27 protein-coding genes and 1 pseudogene are annotated in these 21,532 nt (G+C 63.1%); 11 read left to right on the forward strand and 17 right to left on the reverse strand.

Features of this window, described 5'->3' with window-relative positions; translation table 11 throughout:
- Window positions 1-28: 28 nt before the first annotated feature.
- Both NKJ93_RS08735 and NKJ93_RS08740 read left to right on the forward strand, forming a co-directional pair.
- A complete protein-coding gene (locus NKJ93_RS08735) occupies window positions 29-2,110 on the forward strand; it encodes an ATP-dependent helicase (RefSeq protein WP_352588608.1) in 2,082 nt (693 codons plus the stop codon).
- A gap of 148 nt (window positions 2,111-2,258) precedes the next feature.
- Entirely contained in the window at window positions 2,259-2,561 is a 303-nt protein-coding gene (locus NKJ93_RS08740; RefSeq protein WP_023719778.1) for a DUF982 domain-containing protein, read from the forward strand.
- Between the two features lie 69 nt (window positions 2,562-2,630).
- On the opposite strand, the gene NKJ93_RS08745 is transcribed toward NKJ93_RS08740, so the two are convergent.
- The gene (locus NKJ93_RS08745) at window positions 2,631-2,930 is read right to left on the reverse strand and encodes a hypothetical protein (protein WP_352507902.1); all 300 of its coding nucleotides are present in this window, start codon (window positions 2,928-2,930) and stop codon (window positions 2,631-2,633) included.
- Between the two features lie 14 nt (window positions 2,931-2,944).
- On the reverse strand, window positions 2,945-3,457 hold the full coding sequence (locus tag NKJ93_RS08750; protein WP_352495582.1) for a DinB family protein: 513 nt from the start codon (window positions 3,455-3,457) through the stop codon (window positions 2,945-2,947).
- Window positions 3,458-3,534: 77 nt separating this feature from the next.
- On the opposite strand from NKJ93_RS08750, the pseudogene NKJ93_RS08755 reads away from it, so the two are divergent.
- The 5 genes and pseudogenes from NKJ93_RS08755 to NKJ93_RS08775 all read left to right on the forward strand — a co-directional run bounded on the left by NKJ93_RS08755 (window position 3,535) and on the right by NKJ93_RS08775 (window position 6,968).
- Window positions 3,535-4,244, forward strand: a pseudogene (locus tag NKJ93_RS08755) (glutathione S-transferase family protein).
- A 313-nt stretch (window positions 4,245-4,557) separates the two neighbouring features.
- A complete protein-coding gene (bluB, locus tag NKJ93_RS08760) occupies window positions 4,558-5,193 on the forward strand; it encodes a 5,6-dimethylbenzimidazole synthase (protein ID WP_352495584.1) in 636 nt (211 codons plus the stop codon).
- A 177-nt stretch (window positions 5,194-5,370) separates the two neighbouring features.
- Window positions 5,371-5,667 (forward strand): DUF1905 domain-containing protein, encoded by a 297-nt coding sequence (locus NKJ93_RS08765; protein WP_352588611.1) that lies wholly within the window; start codon window positions 5,371-5,373, stop codon window positions 5,665-5,667.
- Between the two features lie 118 nt (window positions 5,668-5,785).
- Entirely contained in the window at window positions 5,786-6,208 is a 423-nt protein-coding gene (ndk, locus tag NKJ93_RS08770) for a nucleoside-diphosphate kinase (RefSeq protein WP_023719783.1), read from the forward strand.
- Window positions 6,209-6,359: 151 nt separating this feature from the next.
- The gene (locus NKJ93_RS08775; protein WP_352495586.1) at window positions 6,360-6,968 is read left to right on the forward strand and encodes a class I SAM-dependent methyltransferase; all 609 of its coding nucleotides are present in this window, start codon (window positions 6,360-6,362) and stop codon (window positions 6,966-6,968) included.
- Window positions 6,969-7,039: 71 nt separating this feature from the next.
- Here NKJ93_RS08775 and NKJ93_RS08780 read toward each other — a convergent pair whose 3' ends face one another.
- From NKJ93_RS08780 to NKJ93_RS08815, 8 genes are all read right to left on the reverse strand, one after another.
- Window positions 7,040-7,309, reverse strand: coding sequence for a hypothetical protein (locus NKJ93_RS08780; RefSeq protein ID WP_023719785.1), 270 nt, complete (start codon window positions 7,307-7,309; stop codon window positions 7,040-7,042).
- A gap of 165 nt (window positions 7,310-7,474) precedes the next feature.
- Complete coding sequence (locus NKJ93_RS08785; protein WP_023719786.1) at window positions 7,475-7,654, reverse strand: SDR family oxidoreductase; 180 nt, start codon at window positions 7,652-7,654, stop codon at window positions 7,475-7,477.
- A 61-nt stretch (window positions 7,655-7,715) separates the two neighbouring features.
- A complete protein-coding gene (locus NKJ93_RS08790) occupies window positions 7,716-8,483 on the reverse strand; it encodes a YbaY family lipoprotein (protein WP_352588615.1) in 768 nt (255 codons plus the stop codon).
- 84 nt (window positions 8,484-8,567) lie between these two features.
- Window positions 8,568-9,047, reverse strand: coding sequence for a molybdenum cofactor biosynthesis protein MoaE (locus NKJ93_RS08795; RefSeq protein WP_352495588.1), 480 nt, complete (start codon window positions 9,045-9,047; stop codon window positions 8,568-8,570).
- 3 nt (window positions 9,048-9,050) lie between these two features.
- Window positions 9,051-9,308, reverse strand: a complete 258-nt coding sequence (gene moaD, locus NKJ93_RS08800; RefSeq protein WP_352495589.1) for a molybdopterin converting factor subunit 1 — start codon at window positions 9,306-9,308, stop codon at window positions 9,051-9,053.
- 1 nt (window position 9,309) lies between these two features.
- Entirely contained in the window at window positions 9,310-9,906 is a 597-nt protein-coding gene (gene pgsA, locus NKJ93_RS08805) for a CDP-diacylglycerol--glycerol-3-phosphate 3-phosphatidyltransferase (protein WP_127316551.1), read from the reverse strand.
- Window positions 9,907-10,005: 99 nt separating this feature from the next.
- A complete protein-coding gene (gene uvrC, locus NKJ93_RS08810) occupies window positions 10,006-12,084 on the reverse strand; it encodes an excinuclease ABC subunit UvrC (protein WP_352495590.1) in 2,079 nt (692 codons plus the stop codon).
- Entirely contained in the window at window positions 12,081-12,857 is a 777-nt protein-coding gene (locus NKJ93_RS08815) for an SDR family oxidoreductase (protein WP_023719796.1), read from the reverse strand. The genes uvrC and NKJ93_RS08815 overlap by 4 nt, the downstream gene beginning before the upstream one ends.
- Before the next feature lie 422 nt (window positions 12,858-13,279).
- Between NKJ93_RS08815 and NKJ93_RS08820 the strand changes: the two genes are divergently transcribed.
- A complete protein-coding gene (locus tag NKJ93_RS08820) occupies window positions 13,280-13,930 on the forward strand; it encodes an outer membrane protein (RefSeq protein WP_023719797.1) in 651 nt (216 codons plus the stop codon).
- A 98-nt stretch (window positions 13,931-14,028) separates the two neighbouring features.
- On the opposite strand, the gene NKJ93_RS08825 is transcribed toward NKJ93_RS08820, so the two are convergent.
- Complete coding sequence (locus tag NKJ93_RS08825) at window positions 14,029-14,697, reverse strand: Pr6Pr family membrane protein (protein WP_156948090.1); 669 nt, start codon at window positions 14,695-14,697, stop codon at window positions 14,029-14,031.
- A gap of 230 nt (window positions 14,698-14,927) precedes the next feature.
- Window positions 14,928-15,524: a glutathione S-transferase family protein gene (locus NKJ93_RS08830; protein ID WP_352588618.1), complete on the reverse strand. Its 597-nt coding sequence runs from the start codon at window positions 15,522-15,524 to the stop codon at window positions 14,928-14,930.
- Between the two features lie 535 nt (window positions 15,525-16,059).
- Here NKJ93_RS08830 and NKJ93_RS08835 point away from each other — a divergent pair.
- Complete coding sequence (locus tag NKJ93_RS08835) at window positions 16,060-16,482, forward strand: hypothetical protein (protein WP_210164499.1); 423 nt, start codon at window positions 16,060-16,062, stop codon at window positions 16,480-16,482.
- Window positions 16,483-16,939: 457 nt separating this feature from the next.
- Here the strand turns inward: NKJ93_RS08835 and NKJ93_RS08840 are convergent, their stop codons facing one another.
- Window positions 16,940-17,323: a DinB family protein gene (locus tag NKJ93_RS08840; RefSeq protein ID WP_352588858.1), complete on the reverse strand. Its 384-nt coding sequence runs from the start codon at window positions 17,321-17,323 to the stop codon at window positions 16,940-16,942.
- A gap of 195 nt (window positions 17,324-17,518) precedes the next feature.
- Between NKJ93_RS08840 and NKJ93_RS08845 the strand changes: the two genes are divergently transcribed.
- The gene (locus tag NKJ93_RS08845; protein ID WP_502895886.1) at window positions 17,519-18,154 is read left to right on the forward strand and encodes a TetR/AcrR family transcriptional regulator; all 636 of its coding nucleotides are present in this window, start codon (window positions 17,519-17,521) and stop codon (window positions 18,152-18,154) included.
- Window positions 18,155-18,195: 41 nt separating this feature from the next.
- On the opposite strand, the gene NKJ93_RS08850 is transcribed toward NKJ93_RS08845, so the two are convergent.
- Window positions 18,196-18,948: a sulfite exporter TauE/SafE family protein gene (locus NKJ93_RS08850; protein WP_023719803.1), complete on the reverse strand. Its 753-nt coding sequence runs from the start codon at window positions 18,946-18,948 to the stop codon at window positions 18,196-18,198.
- 126 nt (window positions 18,949-19,074) lie between these two features.
- Between NKJ93_RS08850 and NKJ93_RS08855 the strand changes: the two genes are divergently transcribed.
- Complete coding sequence (locus NKJ93_RS08855) at window positions 19,075-19,437, forward strand: VOC family protein (RefSeq protein ID WP_352481792.1); 363 nt, start codon at window positions 19,075-19,077, stop codon at window positions 19,435-19,437.
- Window positions 19,438-19,475: 38 nt separating this feature from the next.
- Here NKJ93_RS08855 and NKJ93_RS08860 read toward each other — a convergent pair whose 3' ends face one another.
- The 3 genes from NKJ93_RS08860 to NKJ93_RS08870 all read right to left on the reverse strand — a co-directional run bounded on the left by NKJ93_RS08860 (window position 19,476) and on the right by NKJ93_RS08870 (window position 21,510).
- Window positions 19,476-19,928, reverse strand: a complete 453-nt coding sequence (locus NKJ93_RS08860) for a hypothetical protein (RefSeq protein WP_352515785.1) — start codon at window positions 19,926-19,928, stop codon at window positions 19,476-19,478.
- 125 nt (window positions 19,929-20,053) lie between these two features.
- Window positions 20,054-20,902, reverse strand: a complete 849-nt coding sequence (locus NKJ93_RS08865; RefSeq protein WP_352588623.1) for a 23S rRNA (adenine(2030)-N(6))-methyltransferase RlmJ — start codon at window positions 20,900-20,902, stop codon at window positions 20,054-20,056.
- Complete coding sequence (locus NKJ93_RS08870) at window positions 20,899-21,510, reverse strand: hypothetical protein (RefSeq protein WP_023719807.1); 612 nt, start codon at window positions 21,508-21,510, stop codon at window positions 20,899-20,901. The genes NKJ93_RS08865 and NKJ93_RS08870 overlap by 4 nt, the downstream gene beginning before the upstream one ends.
- Between the last annotated feature and the right edge of the window lie 22 nt (window positions 21,511-21,532).

A 21,532-nucleotide genomic window follows, 5' to 3' on the forward strand; every position in this document is an offset into this window, starting at 1 on the left:
ACAAAGCGGAAACGATGCTTGATGGGCGATGAACCTCGCCGCCCGTGATTCGTCCTTCCAGCCGGCCTATCTGGCAAAGCTCAACGCCGAGCAGCGGCTTGCCGTCGAACATGGCGATGGCAAGGTCGCGGGACCATTGCTGGTGATTGCCGGCGCCGGCTCCGGCAAGACCAACACGCTGGCGCACCGGGTCGCGCATCTGATCGTTAGGGGTGCCGATCCGCGCCGCATCCTCTTGATGACATTTTCCCGCCGTGCCGCGGCGGAAATGGCCAAGCGGGTCGAGCGCATCGCCGGCGAGGTGCTGGGCCGCGATGCTTCTGTCATCACCGATGCGCTGAGCTGGGCCGGCACGTTCCACGGCATTGGCGCCAGGCTGCTGCGTGATTATGCGCTGGAGATCGGTCTCGATCCCGCCTTCACCATCCACGACCGCGAGGATTCCGCCGACCTGATGAACCTCGCCCGCCACGAGCTTGGGTTTTCGAAGACCGAAGCCCGCTTCCCGACCAAGGGCACCTGCCTTGCGATCTATTCGCGTGCCGTCAATGCACAGGCGCCGCTCGGCGAGGTGCTGGGTTCGGTGTTCCCGTGGTGCGCCGGCTGGGCCGAACAGCTGAAACAATTATTCGCCAGATATGTCGAGGCCAAGCAGGCGCAGAACGTGCTCGATTACGACGATCTGCTGCTCTACTGGGCGCAGATGGCCGGCGAGCCGGAAATCGCCGCGCATCTGGGTGCACGTTTCGACCATGTGCTGGTCGATGAATACCAGGACACCAACCGGCTGCAGGCCTCGATCCTGACGGCCCTCAAGCCCGACGGATCGGGGCTGACGGTGGTCGGCGACGACGCGCAGTCGATCTATTCATTCCGCGCCGCGGAAGTGCGCAATATCCTGGATTTTCCCAAGCAGTTCGCGCAGCCGGCCGAGGTCGTCATGCTGGAGCGCAACTACCGCTCGACCGAGACGATCCTGGCGGCGGCCAATGCGGTGATCGGCGAAGCGTCGGAACGTTTCACCAAAAATCTCTGGTCGGAGCGTAAATCGGCGGAAAAGCCGAAGCTGGTGAGCGTGCGCGACGAGATCGAGCAGGCGAGCTATGTCTGCCAGGCGATACTCACCGAGCGCGAGGCCGGTACCGTTCTCAAAGCGCAGGCCGTGCTGTTTCGCGCCTCGCACCATAGCGGCCCGCTGGAGATCGAACTGACGCGCCGCAACATCCCCTTCGTCAAATTCGGCGGGCTGAAATTCCTCGATGCCGCCCACGTCAAGGACGTGCTGGCCGTGCTGCGCTTTGCCGAAAACCCGCGCGACCGCGTCACCGGCTTTCGCGTGCTGCAACTTCTGCCCGGCATCGGCCCTTCGGCCGCCAATGCGATCGTCGAGACCATGGCGACGTCGCTCGACGAGACGATGGGGCTTGCGCGCTACCGGCCGCCGCAACGGGCCGCCGACGACTGGCCGGGCTTTGTCGCGCTCTATTGCGGCCTGCGCGCCGGCGCAAAGAAATGGCCGGCCGACATCGAGCAGGTCAGGCTCTGGTACGAGCCGCATCTGGAACGCATCCACGAGGATGCGACGACGCGCCGGGCCGATCTCCTGCAGCTCGAGCAGATCGCCTCCGGCTATGGATCGCGCGAGCGCTTCCTCACCGAGCTGACGCTCGATCCGCCGGACGCGACCAGCGACGAAGCCGGACCTCCGCACCGCGACGAGGATTATCTGATCCTGTCGACCATCCATTCGGCCAAGGGCCAGGAGTGGAAGAACGTCTTCGTGCTCAACACCGTCGACGGCTGCATCCCGATCGACCTAGGGGTCGGCAGCAAGGAGGACGTCGACGAGGAGCGGCGGCTGCTCTACGTGGCGATGACGCGGGCCAAGGATAGCCTGCATTTGGTGATGCCGCAGCGTTTTTTCGTCCACGGCCAGGCAGCGCGCGGCGACCGCCATGTCTATGCCTCGCGCACGCGCTTCATCCCGCGCCCGATCCTTGGTGCCTTCGAGCAGGTGGCTTGGGCCAGCGTCCAGGCCAGGGACGATCCGCGCCGCCAGCCGCAGGTGCGCGTCGACCTCGGCGCCCGCATGCGCGGCATGTGGAAATAGGCACGCGCCCTCGGCGCGCTGCTCACCCGGGCGAGCGAAAAAAACAAATCACGGCAACATGGAACCTCGCGCCGTGATCCGCGTTTCTGCCCGACCCCAGACCGGAGAACGGCGTCCGCCGTGACCTCCGCCCATTCGAGAGGCCAGAATGCACGACAGGACGTTTTCCACACCGGTCGCCCTAACCGTTGGCGCCGGCTACAAGCGGACGATCGCTTCGTTCTCCGAGATGCACGAGTTCCTGACCGAGTTCCCGCCTTCGCGCCGGCGGCTGAGCTATGGCGCCGCGGTAAAGGCCTGCGAGGCGGCACGCGCCGGCGAGATCTCGGCCGAAGCGGCACGCGACGCCCTGATCACCTTCGCCGTGACGGCCGGCATCCTCTGGCCGGCCGCCCAGCCGGCAGTCTCGGTCAAGCCGGTCGTCCGGGGCCTCGGCGGCTACGCCGCCTGACGCAACCTCTTCGTCATCTTGGCCGGCCGGAGATGCGGTCCGTTGTCGGTGGTTTTAGGTCGGCAGATCCTAAATCAGCTGCCTTCTGATGCTCATCCGGGTCACCGCAGTCACAAGAATGGCGCCGATCATGAAATAGATGGTCGCGACAATGTCGCCCTGGTGGAAATAATAACCGGAGTTGAGAAGCGCCAGGACCACGGCGAAGAACGCCACAAGGCGCAAGGGTTCATTGGGCATGCGTGCCAATTCTCGCTGTTGCTGCTGAATGCTGCTGAAGCGGCCGCCCTCACGACCATGCGCTCCATAAAATGTTTTGGCGCTTTTTGCAATCTCGGCAGATCGTCCGCTATCGACCATCCGCTTCACCAGCCGCCCCAGGTTCAGGCGAATGCCCTGCCCTCCTCGCTGCGCTGGAACATCGTCAGGTCCAGTCCGAGGCTTGGCTTGCCCAGAACGGTCAGGATCGCATGCGCCTGGCCGCGGTGGTGGGTCTGGTGGTTGAAGAAGTGGTCGAGCGCCGGCGCCAGCCGCTGCGAGACGGTGCGCATATCCGAGACGGTCATGTAGGAGAAGCGGCCCGACAGCGCCTTGTCGCTCAAGCCGGCAACCCAGTCGATGATCCGTTTGTCCTCGGCCTCGCGCGCCAGCCGCAAGCCTGGCAAGGCGCGGTGCAGGATCGTGTCGAGCCTTGCCGGCGCGTCGCCCTCGCCGGTGAAGCGTTTCATCCAGATACGGTCGGCTGCCAGGAGGTGGTTGAGCGTTCCCATCATCGAGCCGAAGAAGACGCCGACATTGCGGTCGAACTCTTCCTCGTCGAGATCGGCGGCGGCATCGTAGATGCGGCCATTGGCCCATTGATTGTAGGCCGCAAACATCCTGAAATGCTGTTTCATTCTTCTCTCGACCTGCGAGACCCTGTTTCGCGTGGGTCTGTTTCGGGCATAGTTAGACTGCAAGGACGCTGCCGCCAATGACCATTCTGCTCTACGACCTTGTCGGACGCGACGCCGCCCGCCCATTCAGCCCACATTGCTGGAAGGCGGCGATGGCGCTGGCCCACAAAGGGCTCGACATCACCAGCGTGCCGACCCGTTTTCTCGAAGTGCCGAAGGTGGAAGGCGGCGTCTCGAAGCTCGTTCCGGTGATCCGCGACGGCGAGACGGTGGTCGCCGATTCCTTCGCTATCGCGCTCTATCTCGAGGAGGCCTATCCCGAGCGGCCGACATTGTTTCCGGCGACGGCGGCAAGGCGACGGCGCGCTTCATCGAACGTTGGTCGCAGCTGACCATCCATCCCTACGTCACCACCGCTGCGATATTGGACCTGCACGCCATGCAGGACGAGGCGAACGCCGCCTATTTCCGGCAGAACCGCGAGCAGCGCTTCGGCAAGCGCCTGGAGGCGGTATACACCACCCGCGACGCTGGGCTCGCCAGCTTCCGGGCCTCGCTGGAGCCGCTCCGCTCGATGCTTGGCTATCAGCCCTTCATCGGCGGCCCGTCGCCGCTATTTGCCGACTACATCGTTTTCGGCGCGCTGCAATGGGCGCGCATCGCCACGCCCTACCGGCTGCTCGACGACAGCGACGTCGTGGCGCAATGGTTCGAACGATGCCTCGATCTGCATGGCGGCCTCGGCCGCACGGTCGCGGCGGCGGCGATCGCCCCGCTCGATAGTTGAAATCGGCAGTTTCATCGGCAACGCCACATTTTGTTCTTGCTTTGTGCCGGCAGCTATGCTACTAATTTGGGTATGGTGCTGATTCGTACCGACGACCCGCCCGGCTTGCCGAGGCGGGTTTTGTTTTGCCGGTCGAGGTCCAACTGCGTTGCCGGCAGGGACGTTGTCCGGCCTTAACTGAAAGTTGCCAGCCGGCGAAATGCGACAATGCGGGTAGACGAAGTGTCGCTCGAAGCGCCTCATCCGTGCCTGGATCGAAGCAAACAAGACGAACATCCGGCGAACCGGGCAATCACAACAAAGGCAGCGCGCCATGACCGCAAACCCAGAGTTCCCGGCCGACTTTCGCGCCGGGCTCGCCAATCTCTTCCTGTGGCGGCGCGACGTCAGGCGGTTCAAGCCGACGCCGCTCCCCGAAGGGGCGCTGGAGCGGCTGCTCGAGCTTGCCAGCGCCGCGCCTTCCGTCGGGCTGAGCCAGCCCTGGCGCTTCGTCGTCGTCGAGAGCGAAGCATGCCGCGCTGCCGTCAGGGCCTGCTTCGAGCGCTGCAACGCGGAGGCACTCGCAAATTTTTGCGGCGAACGCGCCGCGCTCTATGGGCGCCTGAAGCTTGCCGGCCTGAATGAGGCGCCCTGCCAGCTTGCGGTTTTCGCCGACCGCGCAACCGAGCAAGGGCATGGGCTCGGCCGCCTGACCATGCCAGCCACCATAGACTATTCCGCTGTCATGGCAGTCCACACGATGTGGCTGGCGGCGCGCGCCGAAGGAATAGGCATGGGCTGGGTCTCGATCCTCGATCCGGCCGAGGTGGCGACGATCCTGGACGTGCCGGCGGAGTGGACGCTGATCGGCTATTTCTGTGTCGGCTATCCAAGCGAGGAACACAGCGTGCCGGAACTGGAACGGCAAGGTTGGGAAGTCCGGCGCGCTTCGATCGTGATAAAACGGTAGTGCAACGGCGGCGCTGCCATTCTTTTTGCAGGAAAGCCATTCTCTTTGCAGGGGAGAATGACTCCTCCGCTGCAGGGCAGAATGGATATCATGGATGTTTCGCCGATCGTTAGCATCGCCAACAAGAGACCAAGGCAAAGCCAGTCGTGACGGCCTTGATCTGAGGAAGGGCATAGAATGTTTCGCTGCGAGGTGCAGGCCGAGATCTGGGTCTATCCGGGCAAGGGCGGCTGGCATTTCGTGACGCTACCGCCGGAACCTGGAGCATGGATCAAGACGGCGATGGTGGGGATGGCAAGGCCCTGGGGCTCGCTTGGCGTGGAAGCCGTCATCGGCCAGACCAGATGGCGGACATCGCTGTTTCCCGACAAGAAATCCGGCAGCCTGCTCTTGCCGATCAAGACGGCGGTGCGGGTCCGCGAAGGCCTTAGGGCTGGCGACACGGCCAACCTGACGATCGAGATAGAGCTATGACACATTGGGTCTGGCTGACGGCGACGCGCTGTGCGCCCACCTCCCCTTGGCAAGCCGGCGGGCGGCTTGTATAGAGCCCGCCACCCTCAATTCCACTCTCCATCACAAGGACGATCCCATGGCGCTCGAACGCACCTTTTCCATGATCAAGCCGGACGCGACCCGTCGCAATCTCACCGGCGCCATCACCAAGATACTGGAAGATGCCGGCCTGCGCGTCGTCGCTTCGCGCCGGGTGTGGATGAGCCGCCGCGAGGCAGAAGGTTTCTATGCCGTCCACAAGGAGCGTCCGTTCTTCGGCGAGCTGGTCGAGTCCATGTCGTCGGGCCCGACCATCGTGCAGGTGCTGGAAGGCGAGAACGCCATTGCCAAGAACCGCGAAGTGATGGGCGCCACCAATCCGGCAAGCGCCGCCGAAGGCACCATCCGCAAGCTGCACGCGCTGTCGATCGGCGAGAATTCCGTGCATGGTTCCGATGCGCCGGAAACCGCCGCGCAGGAGATCAAATACTGGTTCTCGGACACCGAGATCGTCGGCTAAGCCGGCATCCCGAACCCATCAAAGAGGCCGGCGCAACGCCGGCCTTTTTCGTTAGCAGACATTTCAGGTTCAGGCTCCTCGACGGGTCATGGGTGCGTTAAGCTCGAGGGCACGGATTAAACGCGGTCGCGACAACGGAGCCGACCAGGCCATGACCAGCACCATTCCCGGCTTGTTTCAGGGCACCGAGATGCCGACCGGCGGCTGGTGGGAGGCGTTGTGGCCCGACCCTGCCGGGGTGTTGACGGCGGTGGGAATGAAGCACGGCATGGATGTGGTCGATCTCTGCTGCGGCGACGGCTGGTTCACGCTGCCAATGGCCAGGGTCGTTCGTCAGGTCATCGCCATCGACATCGATGCCGATCTGCTCGAAGTCGCCCGGCGGCGGCTGGCCGACGGAGGCGCGAGCAATTGCGAGTTTGTGGCGGGCGACGCCTATGAGCTTGCCAGGCTGGTGCCCCGGCCCGTCGACTTCGTCTTCATGGCCAACGCTTTCCATGGCGTTCCGGACCGGCCGCGCCTTGCCCGCGCCGTGCGGGCGACGCTTGGCAGGGCCGGTCGTTTTGCCATCGTCAACTGGCACCAGCAGCCGCGCGAGCAGACCACGGTTCTGGGCGAGCCACGCGGACCGAAGACCGAGCTGAGGCTGTCACCCGGACAGACCACCGCGGCGGCGGAAGCAAGCGGGTTCAAGCTCGCCGAACTGATGGATATACCGCCCTACCACTACGGCGCGGTATTCAAACTCGCGACAAATTGAGAATGCCTGGTGTATGCGGTCGTCGCCCGATAGATCTCGCCCGCCGCCCCCTAGCGGCGGGTTCTGCCAGTCTATTTCGCCTGGCGTTCCTTCACGTTCGCATGTTCGTTCGCCGCTTCCGTGTCGGTGGCCGGCGTCTGTGTATCGTGACCTGTGAACGGGCTACCCTGCCCGGGCGCGAGATCGCCGCTATGACCAGCCTTGTTGGTCTGGAAAGGCTGGCTGTCAGGACTGAGACCATGTTGAAGGGCATCGAACAGATGGTCGTCCGCCTTGGCAAGGCCGGTGAAGGCAAGGAGCGATGCACCGGTGGCGGCAAGGATAAGCGCGTGCGTTTTCATGTCTGGACTCCTTTGAGTTAAGGCCAGAACGAGCCGCAGCCATTCTGGCGGCATCAACGAAGGGACAAACATCCCTTTTGCCTTACCCGCCATCGTATGAGGACGTAACGCGCGCTCTGTCCGGTTTATTCCGGCTGAAACACAACGTGATCGACATGCGGCCGATCAGGCGACCGAATAGCCGCCATCGGCGAGCAGGCCGTGGCCGGAGACGAACGAGGCGTCATCGGAAGCAAGGAAGGCCACGACCGTCGCTATCTCTTCCGGCGAGCCAGCCTTTGATGCGCCGCTTCGGCCTGACGTCTGCGCCGCCACCACAGGTGTGATCGTTTCGGAACGGTCCAAGGCCTGTTGAGAATCAGGGCAGGCCGAGCCGGTGCAGGCCTCACCTGAATATCGACAAGTCTCAACTCGCAGCATTGAACCGCAGGATGACGCGGTCATCCTTGTCGGCGATGATGAGCTTGCCGGCGTCGATATGGTACGACGCTGCCTTGGCCAGCGCCTCGAACAGCGCCTTTTCCTCGGCCATGGTCTCGGACGCGCAGGCCTTGAAGGTCGAACCGATGTCACTGATGGTAATCGTCGAACCATCGACTTTGGCGGTAGCGAAATAGACGTTGCAAGGGCCGCTGCCGCCGGCCTTGCCGGCTTCGCTGATCCGGAATGTCGCCCGCGGCTCGGCAATCACGCCGATGCCGTCGATATATTCGACCAGCCAGCTTTGGCCGAACACGGAAGCTGTCGCCGGCTCGGCGCTCGGCGCCGCCATTTTCAGCATGATGGTCTGTGGCGCGTCGCTGAGCGGGTCGACCTGGTGGCGCGCACCTGTGACGAACAGCAGCCGGTCGTCGACAGTGATGCGCGCCTGCAGAGCGTAGGTCATATCAGGCCGGATCACCTGCGGATCGAAGCTGATCTCGAACTTGATCGGCACCTGGCCGGCCGGCACCACCTTGCGCTCACCGATGATTGCGGCCGGCGCGTCGGCCAGCGACACGTCGGCAAGCTGCACGGAAAGCACGGCATTAGGCGGCAGGGCGATGCGCTCGCGATACATCACCTCGCCCTTGAGGGTCTTTTCGGCAGCCGCGGAATGATCCGGAACGGCCAGGATGCCGAGGGCCAGCGGCACCAGCCCGAAGATGAAGAACTCGGCAATCTTGTCCAGCATGATCCTGCTCCCCTTCCGGCCAAGGGTCTCGCAGGATTGCGGTCAATAAATGGCCGGCAGGGTATGGGAACGGCCGTCGGGATTTTATTCGGACGGCGGCTGCTTCCAGCGGCTCGCCGCCTTGTCGTCGGCCTCCTTGGCGTCGACCCAGCCGCCCTCCGAACCGTCGCTATGGTGTTCCTTCTTCCAGAACGGCGCCCGTGATTTCAAATAGTCCATCAGGAAATTCGCGGCCTCGAACGCCGCCTGCCGGTGGGCGGAAGCCGCCACCACCAGCACGATGTTTTCGCCGGGCGCGATCTTGCCGTGGCGATGGATGGCGGTGAGGCCCTGCAGTGGCCAACGCTCGATTGCCTCGCCGGCGATGCGGGAAATCTCGGCTTCGGCCATACCGGGATAATGTTCGAGCTCAAGCGCGGAGAGCCTGCCTTGCTCGTCGCGGCAAAGGCCGGAGAAGGTCACCACAGCGCCGATGTCGTTGCGACCCTGGGTCAGCCTGGCGATCTCGGCGGCGACATCGAAGTCCTCCGCCTGGATGCGCACCACAGGCACCACCGCGGACATGGTTCAGCCACCGGTCATCGGCGGGAACAGCGCGATCTCGCGCGCGCCGGCGATCTTCTCGCGGTGCTCGACATGTTCCTGGTTGATGGCGACGCGGATCACATCAGGATATTGCAGCGCGTTCTCGTATTCCTCGCCGCGTGATTTCAGCCAGCGCAACAGGTCGGCGACGGTTTCAATGCCGTCCGGCAGTTCGACGTCTTCCTCCGGTCTGCCGATCCGCTCGCGCACCCAGGCGAAATAGATGAGCTTGGTCGACATGTTACTCGTCCATGATGTGCTTGAGGCCGGCGCGGAAATAGTCGTAGCCGGTGTAGAGCGTGACCAGGGCTGCGATCCACAGCAGCACCAGCCCGGTCTGGGTGGTCAGTGGAAAGATCTTGTCGCCGGCGGGGCCTGCAAGCAGGAAGGCAATGGCGACCATCTGGATGGTGGTCTTCCATTTGGCCAGTTGCGTCACCGGCACCGAGACCTTCAGGGCCGCCAGATATTCGCGCAGACCCGAGACCAGGATCTCGCGGCACAGGATGATGATCGCCGCCCACAGCGACCAGCCGGCGATGCCGGCATGGCGGTCGGTGTCGGCGGCGAGCAGCAGCAGGCAAGTGGCGACCAGCAGCTTGTCGGCGATCGGGTCGAGCATCTTGCCGATATTGGAGGTCTGCTGCCAGGCGCGCGCCAGATAGCCGTCGAAGTAATCGGTGATCGAGGCGAGCAGGAAAATGATGAGCGCCGACCAGCGGGCGAAGTCGCTCGATTTCAGATGCCCTTCCAGGAAGAAGCACAGCACGACCAACGGCACCGCCAGAATGCGGGCATAGGTGAGCATGTTAGGCAGGTTGAACGCGCGCTGGGCCATGTTTGGGAACTCTTTCTGCCTGCTTAGTCAAATCAGAAGCGAATGTGGGGGGTCAACAGGCCAGAATCGATTAGCCAGCCGAAATATCGGCAATAGATCTTAGCTCTCGTGAAAATGATTGTAGACCAATTTCGCCACCTGCTCGGAAATGCCGTCAACCTTGACCAGATCCTCAACGGCGGCGCGGCTGACCGCCTTGGCCGTGCCGAAATGCATCAGCAGCGCGCGCTTGCGGCCGGGGCCGATGCCGCTGATCTCGTCGAGCGGGCTCTTGACCATCTCCTTCTTGCGGCGGGCGCGGTGCGAACCGATGGCGAAGCGATGGACCTCGTCGCGCAGCCGCTGGACGAAATAGAGCACCGGATCGCGTACGGGCAGCGAGAATGAGTCCCTGCCCTTGACGAAGAAGCGTTCGCGGCCGGCGTCACGGTCCTGACCCTTGGCGATGCCGATGGCCACGACGCGGTTCTCGATGCCGAGATCGGACAGGATCTTGCGCACCGCCGTCATCTGGCCTTGGCCGCCGTCGATGAGGATGACGTCGGGCCAGGCCGGAAAGCCGCCGGCGTCCTCGACATCGTCGCCCGGTCCGGTAGCGCTCGCCTCGTCCGCACTCTCGGTTTGCGGGGCATCGCCATGTTCCTTCAACAGCCGCGAGAAGCGCCGCTGCATCACCTCGCGCATCATGCCGAAATCGTCGCCCGGCGTGATCTCGGTCGAGCGGATGTTGAACTTTCGATACTGGTTCTTCACAAACCCTTCCGGCCCGGCGACGACCATGGCGCCGACGGCGTTGGTGCCCATGATGTGCGAGTTATCATAGACCTCGATGCGCACCGGCGGCTTTTCCAGGCCGAAGGTCTCGGCAAAGCCGGTGAGCAGCCGCGCCTGGGTCGAGGTCTCGGCGAGCCGTCGGCCGAGCGCTTCGCGCGCGTTCTGCAGCGCGTTGTCGGTCAGGTCCTTCTTCTCGCCGCGCTGCGGCACCGAGATCGACACCTTGCGGCCGGCGCGCGTGGAGAGCGCCTCCGCCAGCAATTCCTGGTCCTCGACGCCATACGACAACAGGATGGTGCGTGGCGTCGGCTTGTCGTCGTAGAACTGCGCCAGGAACGAACCCAGCACCTCGCCAGCTTCGAGCGCCGGATCGGCCTTGGGAAAATAGGCGCGGTTGCCCCAGTTCTGGCCGGTGCGGAAGAAGAACACCTGGATGCAGACCTGGCCGCCCTCCTGATGAATGGCGAAGACGTCGGCCTCGTCGACAGTCTGCGGATTGATGCCTTGATGGCTCTGCACATGCGACAGCGCCGCCAGCCGGTCGCGATAGATGGCGGCGCGTTCGAAATCGAGGTTCTCCGAAGCCTGCTGCATGGCGGCGGAGATCTCCGTCTTCACCTTCTGGCTGCGGCCGGAGAGAAAATCCTTCGCCTCGGCGACAAGCCTTGCATAGTCGCCATGCGAGATCTCGCCGGTGCACGGGCCGGCACAGCGCTTGATCTGGAACAAAAGGCAAGGCCGGGTGCGGTTCTCGTAGAAGGAGTTGGTGCAGCTCCTGAGCAGGAAGGCGCGCTGCAGCGAATTGATGGTGCGGCCGACGGCGCCGGCTGAGGCAAAGGGGCCGAAATAGTCGCCCTTGCGCGAGCGCGCGCCGCGATGCTTGTAGATGCCGGGGGAGACATGGTCGCCGGTCAACAGGATATAGGGAAACGACTTGTCGTCGCGCATCAGCACGTTGAAGCGCGGCCGCAAGCGCTTGATGAGGTTGGCTTCAAGCAGCAGCGCTTCGATCTCGGTGCGGGTGACGACGAACTCCATCGTCGACGTCTCGCGCACCATGCGGCCGATGCGGCTGGTGTGGAACCGACCTTGCGCGTAGTTGGTGACCCGCTTCTTCAGGCTGCGTGCCTTGCCGACATAGAGCACGTCGCCGGCGGCATTCATCATGCGGTAGACGCCGGGCGCGTTGGGCAGCCGCTTGACCAGCGTCTGGATCACCTCGGCGCCGACCATGCCGTCGGCATCGCCGGCATGCGGCGTCCAGTCGATGGCGGTGAAGGTGACGTCCGGACCAGCGGCTGCAGGCTCGACGACCTCCTCGGCTGCCTCGTCCTCGAGGTCGATTTCGGGCGGCAGGTCGTCGGCGCCGCCGCGCGTTTTTTGTTTCTGGTCCATGGGGCTCATTCCGTCATGCCTGTCACATCGGGCGTCTGCCATGCAAGATGCTGGCCGCCGTCAAGCGCGATCATCTGGCCGGTGACCGAGCGTGCCGCCCAGAGGTAACGGATGGTGTCACCGAATTCGGGCAATTCCGGGCCGCGCTTCAGGATCAGGCCGGCAATCTGCGCGTCGAAATCGCTGTCGTGCTGGCGCGTGTTCTTCAAGGTCGGGCCCGGACCGATGGCGTTGACGCGGATGCGGGGACCCAGCGCCTGCGCCATCATCTCGGTCGCTGCCCACAAGGTCGACTTCGACAGCGCATAGGAGAAATAACGCGGCGTCGGCCGCCAGACGCGCTGGTCGATCATGTTGACGATCAACCCCTCACTGCTCTGCGGCAAGGCCCGGGCGAAAGTCTGCGCCAACAGAGCCGGCGCCTTGACATGCACGGCGAAATGGCGATCCCAGGCCGGCCAGTCGAAATCGTCAACACTGTCGTGCTCGAACAGCGAGGCGTTGTTGACCAGCAGCGACACCGGTCCGAGCGCCGCCGCCGCGCGGCCGACAAGGTTGCCGACGGCGTCCATGTCGGTCAGGTCGGCAGCAACCACAGCGGCCCTGCCGTCTCGACCAAAATGACCACTGTTGATCCCGGCCGCCAGTGCCTCCGCCTCGGCCAGCGAGCGATTACAGTGAATGGCGACGGCAAAACCGTGCGCAGCAAGATCCTCGACGATCGCCCTGCCGATCCGCTTCGCCCCGCCTGTCACCAGTGCCGTCGCGGCGACCTTGCTCATCTGTCAATCCTCAATCTGATGCCGATTCCGACCTGCCGGGACCGGGCCGGCAAAATATGGCCTGCCAAGTGTTAAATCCCATTTCCACCTGGGGCAGGATTGTGGCAAAGTGGCCCGGTCGGCATTCTGGCTCGACCGGAATCCGGGCCAGCCCGACCGCAATATAGGGCGCGGGAGCCCTTGCACCAAGCCGTGTGCAGTGCAGCACGGCGAACCTGCTGACATCTCGCTGTTGCGAAGATGCAACGTCAAGGTTCTGCCTCATTCGTGCCAGGGAATGACCCAAGTTCAGGTTCGCTTCAGCCGCATTTCGACACGACATTTGGAACCGTTGAACGCCGGATCCGTTTCACCCCCCGGACGGGTTGAGGGCGCTCATGAAAAAACAAGCCTGTGTCCTGTGGCTTAAGGAGTAAAGAACAATGCAAGCCAATCTTAAATTTGCGCGACCGCTCGCGGTGGCGTTTGGGCTGTTCGCCCTCGGCGGAACCGCCTATGCCGCGGACGTGGTTCAGGAAGAGCCGCCGGCACCTGCCCCGATCGCCGAACTTCCGGTCGCATCCTGGGCCGGCCCCTATGCCGGTGTGAGCGTCGGCTACGGCTTCGCCGGCCATGCCGATGCCAAAACCGTTGGTGTCGACATCGATACCAAGGGCTTCGTCGGCGGCGTCTTCGGCGGCTACAACTGGCAGCAGGAGAACTTCGTCTACGGTGCCGAAGCCGATATCGGCTATAACGGCGTCAAGGGCGACGATGCCGGCATCGAGGCCAAGGGCGGCGTCGAAGGCTCGCTGCGCGCTCGCCTCGGCTACGCTGTTACCCCGGAAATCCTGCTCTACGGCACCGCCGGTGGCGCGCTGAAGAACCAGAAGGTGGAAGCCGCCGGCTTCAGCGACACCAACACCATGCTCGGCTGGACGGCCGGCGTCGGCACCGACATCAAGATCACCGACAATGTGTTCGGCCGTGTCGAGTACCGCTACACCGATTTCGGCGACAAGAACTTCGACGGTATCGGCAAGGTCAAGTCGACCGACAATCGCGTCACTTTCGGCGTCGGTATGAAGTTCTAAGTCGTCCAAGCCACGACACGAAAAAGCCGGGCCTCGCGCCCGGCTTTTTTTTGTGCCCGGTGCCCATCCTGTCGGCATGGGCACGCGTGATCTCGAGGTCAGCGTTGAGCCAGCATCCGGTCGACCAGGACCAGAACTTCGGCTGCTGCGATGAAACCGAGGGCGATAGTGGCGCCATTCGACATGACTGCGACCCAGCCATTGGCGGACACATCTATGAACGGGTAAGCGTATTTCCCTTCAGCGACACCACGAGCCAGGGCATAAGCGAGATAGGCCAGGGGATAGAGCGCCCATAGAAGCGGATCGCGCCACGAGAGCCTCCCCTTTCGCGTGAATAGAAGCCAGAACAATAAGACAAGGACAGGATTGAGTTGGTGGAGCAGAAAGTTTGCTTCGGCGGTCGCGCCAGCCAAAGTGCGCAGCCCTTGGAGCAACACCGCGAAAATCACCCCGACCAGGGCCATCACGGCAGCCGTCCACGCCACCAGCGTTGGATGGTCGAAACGCTCCCCGAGGAGCGCTATGGCTGCGAATACAATGGCGACAAGACCGTTGGTCAGGATCGTGAAATATCCCACCAACACCCACAGCGAGCCAAGCATCGATGCACCGCCCTTGATCAAGGTGCTGAGTTCAAGGCCAATGCCAGTGCACGCGGATAGACAAATGATCAGGGCAAACAAGCGCTGTATCAAATCGCCCTCCCCCACCGGCTTACGTTTGAGAAAGCGACGATAAGACTGGGCGGAACGTCTGTCGACCAAAATGCCCCCAAGACCAACCTTCCAGCCTCGCCGGCCCGGCTCACTCCCAGCATGTCGAAATTGGCCGTTGCGCCTCCCCCGCCAGGAATCCGCTAAAGCGCGTCGCGTTCGACCGGCGGCATGCGACGCGCTTTAGGTTCCTGTTTTATGCATGTCGTTATCACAAAACCGCTGCACACTTTTGCGCGACATGCATTAGGGGAAGATCGGTAGCTTCGCCATCCCCGCCCTCAAGCCGGGATGCCGGGCTTCAGCTCCGGGAATTTCTCGTCGAAGCGTGCCGCCCAGCGCGTCAGCCGGCCGCGGCCCTTTTCCCATTTTCCGGCGAAGCGCAGCGAGAGATAGCCGAGGCAAGCGCGCAGCGCGATCTGGCCGACAGTGATTTTCTTCGGCAGCTTCGGCGGGTTGGCGTTGAGCAGATCGAGCGCGGCCGAAATCTTGCTCCACTGGCGCTCGAGCCAAGGCTGGTAGACTATCTCTTCGGGCCGCGTGCGCCGCTCATAGACCATCGACAGCGCGCAGTCGCAGATGCCGTCGGCCAACGCCTCCAGCACCTCCGCCTCGAGGCGCTTGTCGGGATTGCGCGGAAACAATGCGTTCTTGGACATCCGGTTGAGATGCTGGGTGATGGCGCGGCTGTCGTGGACCGAGCGGCCGTCGTCGAGCACCAGCACCGGGATCTTGCCGAGCGGATTGGCGCCGATCAGCGCGGCCGGCTTTTCCTCGGTCTTTATCGGCACGAGATCGACCGCAATGCCGGCATGAAGTGCTGCCATGCGCACCTTGGAACTGTAGGGAGAAGTAGACGCGTAGAGCAGTCTGGGCATTGTCGATTCCTGTTTACCGGCTACAGCTCCATATGTCCTGTTGGACGCGCAAGAGGACGCGGTAGCATTGTGACTTCGCGCATGACCCTCACCGAAAATCGATTCCGATTGGGGCTCGTGCGTGGGCACTGTTGACGACCGATCATGCTGGCTTCATCAACGGCCAGAGGCGGAAAACCGCGCCGCCAGCGCTCAGCCATTGTCTCGACTTCAATCTGGATGCGATGAGCCGGAGGTGCGGCGGCAGAAGCGAGCAGGTCGGACAATCCAAATCCGATCAGCTACCAACTCGGCCTTGCACCGAAGGTTGGTCTTTGGCAGCCACGAAAATCCCACCGGACTTCGCCGCGTGGCGAAGTCCTGGGAGCTGCGAAAAGACATCTTCCTCCCGCCTCTTTCTCGTCCTGCCCGACCGTCAGCTAGCAAGCGAGGCGCCTGTCCGGCATCCCGCCCTGGCTGTCTTGAGTACTGTCCCCGGCGATCGGAGAGCGGCGACTACTTCTTGGCCTTCGCCTTTGCGGGCGCTGCCTTCGGCTTGGCCGCGGGCGCTGCTTTCTTCACTGCTGCGGAAGATTTTGCAGCGGCGGCCTTTGCCGGTGCTGCCTTCTTCGCAGCGGGTTTCGCAGCGGCCTTTGCAGCCGGCTTCTTGGCCGGTGCCGCCTTCTTTGCCGGTGCAGCCTTGGCCTTGGCCGGTGCTGCTTTTGCCTTGGCAGGTGCTGCTTTCTTCACGGCTGGTTTTGCTGCCGCCTTGGCGGCCGGCTTTTTCGCCGGCGCTGCTTTTGCCTTAGGCGCGGCGGCCTTCGCTTTGGCAGCGGGTGCTGCTTTCTTCACAGCAGTTGCGGCCTTTGCCGCCGCTGCTTTTACTGGTGCTTTCTTTGCCGGTGCCTTGGATGCCGGCGCTTTGGATGACTGCTTAGCCATATCATGCCCCTTCCGTTGTGCCGACGGCCGTTATTGACCCGGCGCGCAATGCATATCTGACTCGCGGCTTGCTAGCCAGCGAAGCATTAGAATGATTTCTGCAGCTTAAGTTTCGGTTACGGCGAGCGCGCGACCATTTTACCGGTGCAAAAATCGGCTGCGAATCTTTGTGTCGCGCAGCGAAGTTCTGCGACAGAAATTCTGCTCGCTCTATCTCGACCGGTCTTCGCGTCAAGCTCAGGACCTTTTCGACCAGCTCTGCGCTTCAACGTCCGACGCTCAGCGCGAACATTGTCAAGAGCGAAGGCGGTCGCCCGCCTCGTCTTGTCCGAAACGATAAACTACAGGTAAGTACGAAGCAACGCGACGAGCACGCCGCTGCACTATCTTGCACGACGCGATGAAAGTAAGCAGATAGCTCGCATTTCTGAAAGACAGGATATCGCTCGATAGATCCGGTCGAGCCGATCTCCTAATCGAAAACGCTCGGCCGTTCAGGCGCCGAGCGGCTCGCGCTGCTTCTGCAGCCGGCGCGAAGGCTCGGCCCTGTGGAGATGGACGGCGAAGGTATCCCATGGCGGCGTGACGGAAATCTGCGCCAGGATGCGCCCCGCTTCACCGCGATGATAGACGCCGTGCAGTACGACGTGGGTCAGCATTTCCTGTCGCGACATCAATGCCTTATCCCCGTCGGTGAACACGAATGCGACGGGCTCGGAGAGCTGTTGCGACGAAACGGTTTCGAGATAATCGAGATACCACCGATCGGTCGCCGCGACTGCGGCACGAAGTTCGTCGAGGGCCGGCGTGTCCTCGCTGGCGTCGGCGGAGTAGCCATGGCTTGCACCAACCAGGTGGGCTGAGAATATGGCTGTGATCGATGAGCCGTATCACGGCCTGCCGTTCCTTGCCGTGAACGGGCGGGTCGAGACTGACGAGCCTTTCCAGCAGTTCGTCATTTGCCCAGGCCTGATAGGCAAACAGGCTGCGAAGCAGGGCGTGCGCACTCATGGTCGGTGTCCTTTTCTGGAAATGCGAGTATGTTGTTCATATTTTCAGGAGAATGGGCGGGCGTGTCTACTCGCATTGCAAAACCGTATCCGCGCATGCGCAAGCAGCCGCGCCAGGCGCGTTCCAGGGCGACCGTAGAGGCGATCGTCGAGGCAGGGGCTCATGTTCTGAGCGGGCTGGGCTGGGCCGGCTTCACCACCAACAAGGTGGCCGAGACTGCGGGCGTGAGCATCGGCACGCTCTACCAGTATTTTCCCGACAAGCTTTCCCTGCTCGAAGCCGTCCGGCGCCGTCATTTCGATCATGTGCTGTCGGTCATTCGCGATTCGGCGGAAGGCCAAAAGCCGCTCAGGAAATTCGCGCAGGAGCTGGTGCGCGGCATGATCGCGGCGCACAGCATTCACCCGACACTGCATCAGGTGCTGCTCGACGAGGCGCCGGGCGATCGCGGCTCCAGGGCCGCCCACGCTTCGTTCCAGACACAATATCTCAACCACTACGCGACCGCCGTCGCCGCCTATCGCAAGCCAAGGAAAGGCGCCGACATGGAGACCGTCGCGCGCGTGCTGTCGTCGGCGATCGAAGGTGTGATCCATAACGCGGCACGCCGGAACATGCTCGCCGCGCCGGAGCTGCAAAAGCAACTCGTCGAACTGATCTGCGCCTACCTATCGGGCGCGGGCCGCATCGGTCGATAGCGCAGGGCACGGCGGAAGTCGGGGATTTCTGTACGTCGGATTCAAACCCGGCTCATGAGATGCGGCAAGGCCGATGCCAGCAATGCCGCACCTGATGCGGCCAAGAGCGTGAGGACGATCTTTCGAAACGTTGCTTCGCTGATGCCGATGTAGAGTCTCGCGCCAAGGAGTGTCGGTATCAACATCGCCGGCGCGACGATGGCAAACATCGGCAGCATTTCGAGCTTGATCTTTCCGGTCGCAAGATAGGCGGCCATCGTCATGGAGAGGGTCACAAGGTTGAAATTCTGGATGACAATGCGCTGCCTGTCCTTTTCCCATTGCCGCAGCACGCACCACAACGTTGGAACCGGGCCGGTGAAGCCGCCAAGCCCGCCCATGATGCCGCCAACCAGACCTATTGCACCGTCTGCAACAGGACCCCCGAACGTGATGGGAGGGAGGCGACGGGCAAAAAGCATCAAGGGACACCAAACGACCAGCAGCGCGCCGAAGATCAACTTGAACAAGTGCACATCCAGCAGGGGCAGGATGGCGACACCGACCGGAATTCCTATGGTCCCGCCGATCAGGAATGGCAGCAGAAGCTTGAGGTCGAAACCCCGGCGGACGGTGACGGCGGCGATGATTTGGCCGGTGAGCGCCCCAAAGACCGCCATGGCAGCAGCAAGCTGGGGCTCCACGGTCCAAACCCAAAACGACATGGCAACCAGGCTGAAAGCGAACCCGGACAGCCCTTGGACGAAACCTGCAACGACCGCCCCAATTGCAACAATATAAACAAGCGAATCCATGTAGTGCTGTTTCCCCGCAAAGTGATCGATGTGGCCGGTTGGCGTTGACCTGCATGGAAATCTACGATTTTCGCAACCTCCGTCCGACCTTGAGCGCCGGACAGTCCACACACCAAAGAGGTATGAATGCCCCCCTTGCCGAGCTTGGCATTTGTCACATGGTTTTCGGCTGACCCCAGATCAGCCGCGGCTTTCTATGCGAATTTCGGAATTGTCTTCAGGCAAGAGCAGCACGGCTCCGGTCCGATACATTTCGCGTTCCAAGGTCAAGGGCTCGCGATCGAACTCTATCCGGCAAACGAAGGAACGACGGCGGAAGGAGCGGGAACGATGATCGGCTTCGAGGTCACCGACGCGGACGAAGCGGCTTCTGCCGCGAAGGCCAATGGTTTTGGAATCATTGCGGATGTCAAGGCGACGGCTATGGGCAGGCGTGTGATCGTCCGCGATCCTGACGGCCGTCAGGTGTTTCTTTTCTCGACCACCTAAGTGACGCAACAATCCATCGGGAATCGGAAGGCACTGGTTCAGCGCAGGACGCGGCAGCGGCCGTTGTAGACCATCCAGCGATCGAAGCCCGAGACGCAGAATTCGACATTGTCGCCTATCGAGGCAAAGCCTTGGCCTTCCTCGATCAGATACCAGATGGTGCGGGCGTGGCCGTCGGAGAGGCTGACGGTGGCGCCGCAATAACGGCGGCCGATCGGCCAGGTGTCGTCGGCCGGCAGATAGCGATGCTGGTGGATGCGCTGGAAATCGACGATCTGCACATCCGGCAGATGCGGCACGTGATGCACCTGATACGAGAAGCGGTCGGTGATTTTGTTCAGCACCCAGGCCTCGCCGCAGACGCCGCTGTCCTCATCGGTATAGATTGCAAGGTCGGCGGCCTGCACCGCCTGAGTAACGCCGAGAGGCGCAGCCAGCGGCGTGCAAACGGCGAGCAGTGCGGCAAGGGCGGATTGGGCGAAGCGAGTCATGGCAGCCTCTCAAGGTCGACTGCGCGCACTGTGCGGATTCGCTGACGCGCGGTCAAGCGGTTGTAGTGACGATGGTTACGGTGACGAAGGTTGCGCTGAGGGAACGGCAAGGACCGCACCTCAAACTACTCTCCCGCCAGCCAGTCCAGCGTCCAATGCGATGGCTGCTCGACAGCAAGCAGCCGGTGCAGCGCCGGCAGCAGCGTCCGCAACTCGCCCTCCAGGGTGAAGGGCGGATTGACCATCACCATGCCGCAGCCGTCGAGGCTCGGCTCGACCGAGGCCGGCCTAATCTCAAAGCCGACGTCGAGCAGCCTGGGAATGCCCGTTTGCTTCAGCGCCTTTCGGAAGGCGGCGACCGCCTTGCGGTCCTTGAGCGGATACCACAGCGCGTAAATGCCGCCTGGCCAGCACCGATGGGCTCTTTGCAGCCCGTCGACCAAGCGACCGAACTCGCCCTCTTCCTCGAAAGGCGGATCGATGAGCACGAGGCCGCGCTTCTCCTTTGGCGGCAGATGCGCGCCGAGCGCCAGCCAGCCGTCGAGCTCGATCACCCGGGTCTGGAAGTCACCGTCGAACAGCGCCTTCAGCCTGGCAGCATCCTTAGGGTGCAGCTCGACCGCCGACAGCCGGTCCTGCTTGCGCAGCAGGTGCCGGGCGATCAGCGGCGAACCCGGGTATTTTTTCACGCCGCCGTCCGGATTGAGCGAACGGACGGCTCCAAGATACGGTGCCAGCAATGCCGCCGCCGGGGCGTCGAGGGCGGCATCGGCCACCCGGCCGATGCCGCCCTGCCATTCGCCCGTCTTTTGCGCTTCGGTTGAGGACAGATCGTAGCGGCCGATGCCGGCATGGGTGTCGATGACCCGAAACGCCTTGTCCTTCTGCTTCAGATATTCGATCAGCCGGCTGAGCACGGCATGCTTGACGACGTCGGCGAAGTTCCCGGCATGGTAGGCGTGGCGATAGTTCAATTGGAGCCCCTGCCCCAGCGCGGCGGTGGCGGCTGCGAGTTCGGATTTTCCGGCCGGCGGCCGCCGAAACGGAATGCCAGCGCCAGCCCGGCCAGGCCGGCCGCCATCAGGGAAAAACCGACCGGCCGCGCCCGGCGGTCGACCTCGCCGGCAGCCGAGCGCAGGACGAGGTCGACGGCCCGCATCGGAATGCCCTCGGCGTCGCCCGGACCGACGGTGAAGATGTAGGAACCGGGGGTAACGCTCGGGATCAGGCCGGCCTCGTCGCGAAAGATCCTGTCCGGCAGCTGTGGGCTGACCTGGCGCGGATTGTCGGAGTGATTGAACTGCAGCGTCGAGGCGAGCACCGTCCTGCCGCCGGTGGCGGCGGTCAGGGTCAGCACGGTGCGCTGCTGCGAGACGATGCGCTCGGCTCTTGCAGTAAGATCGACCAGCACGCGTAGCGGCCCGTCGCGTGCGCTCAGGGCCACCGTCACCGGCTTGAACCGGCCCTGGTCGTAAACCCGCCAGGTGCCGATCTCACGGCCGGAGAAATTGGTCATCGCCCAGGGATAGACGACGCCGATGCCGGTACCGATGAGCAGGATCAGAAGAAACAAAAAGCGCATGCGGACAATGCCCCGTTGATGC

Source organism: Mesorhizobium sp. M0028 (assembly GCF_040323855.1).
GTDB lineage: Bacteria > Pseudomonadota > Alphaproteobacteria > Rhizobiales > Rhizobiaceae > Mesorhizobium.

Coding starts and splice junctions, on each gene's coding strand:
- NKJ93_RS08780 (WP_023719785.1), bottom strand. CDS start 7,309: ATGAAAACGCACGCGCTTATCCTTGCCGCCACCGGTGCATCGCTCCTT.
- pgsA (WP_127316551.1), bottom strand. CDS start 9,906: ATGGCCCAGCGCGCGTTCAACCTGCCTAACATGCTCACCTATGCCCGC.
- NKJ93_RS08740 (WP_023719778.1), top strand. CDS start 2,259: ATGCACGACAGGACGTTTTCCACACCGGTCGCCCTAACCGTTGGCGCC.
- NKJ93_RS08765 (WP_352588611.1), top strand. CDS start 5,371: ATGTTTCGCTGCGAGGTGCAGGCCGAGATCTGGGTCTATCCGGGCAAG.
- NKJ93_RS08815 (WP_023719796.1), bottom strand. CDS start 12,857: ATGAGCAAGGTCGCCGCGACGGCACTGGTGACAGGCGGGGCGAAGCGG.
- NKJ93_RS08850 (WP_023719803.1), bottom strand. CDS start 18,948: ATGGATTCGCTTGTTTATATTGTTGCAATTGGGGCGGTCGTTGCAGGT.
- moaD (WP_352495589.1), bottom strand. CDS start 9,308: ATGTCGACCAAGCTCATCTATTTCGCCTGGGTGCGCGAGCGGATCGGC.
- NKJ93_RS08735 (WP_352588608.1), top strand. CDS start 29: ATGAACCTCGCCGCCCGTGATTCGTCCTTCCAGCCGGCCTATCTGGCA.
- NKJ93_RS08790 (WP_352588615.1), bottom strand. CDS start 8,483: ATGCTGGACAAGATTGCCGAGTTCTTCATCTTCGGGCTGGTGCCGCTG.
- NKJ93_RS08795 (WP_352495588.1), bottom strand. CDS start 9,047: ATGTCCGCGGTGGTGCCTGTGGTGCGCATCCAGGCGGAGGACTTCGAT.
- NKJ93_RS08860 (WP_352515785.1), bottom strand. CDS start 19,928: ATGACTCGCTTCGCCCAATCCGCCCTTGCCGCACTGCTCGCCGTTTGC.
- NKJ93_RS08855 (WP_352481792.1), top strand. CDS start 19,075: ATGCCCCCCTTGCCGAGCTTGGCATTTGTCACATGGTTTTCGGCTGAC.
- uvrC (WP_352495590.1), bottom strand. CDS start 12,084: ATGAGCCCCATGGACCAGAAACAAAAAACGCGCGGCGGCGCCGACGAC.
- bluB (WP_352495584.1), top strand. CDS start 4,558: ATGACCGCAAACCCAGAGTTCCCGGCCGACTTTCGCGCCGGGCTCGCC.
- NKJ93_RS08830 (WP_352588618.1), bottom strand. CDS start 15,524: ATGCCCAGACTGCTCTACGCGTCTACTTCTCCCTACAGTTCCAAGGTG.
- ndk (WP_023719783.1), top strand. CDS start 5,786: ATGGCGCTCGAACGCACCTTTTCCATGATCAAGCCGGACGCGACCCGT.
- NKJ93_RS08775 (WP_352495586.1), top strand. CDS start 6,360: ATGACCAGCACCATTCCCGGCTTGTTTCAGGGCACCGAGATGCCGACC.
- NKJ93_RS08820 (WP_023719797.1), top strand. CDS start 13,280: ATGCAAGCCAATCTTAAATTTGCGCGACCGCTCGCGGTGGCGTTTGGG.
- NKJ93_RS08750 (WP_352495582.1), bottom strand. CDS start 3,457: ATGAAACAGCATTTCAGGATGTTTGCGGCCTACAATCAATGGGCCAAT.
- NKJ93_RS08870 (WP_023719807.1), bottom strand. CDS start 21,510: ATGCGCTTTTTGTTTCTTCTGATCCTGCTCATCGGTACCGGCATCGGC.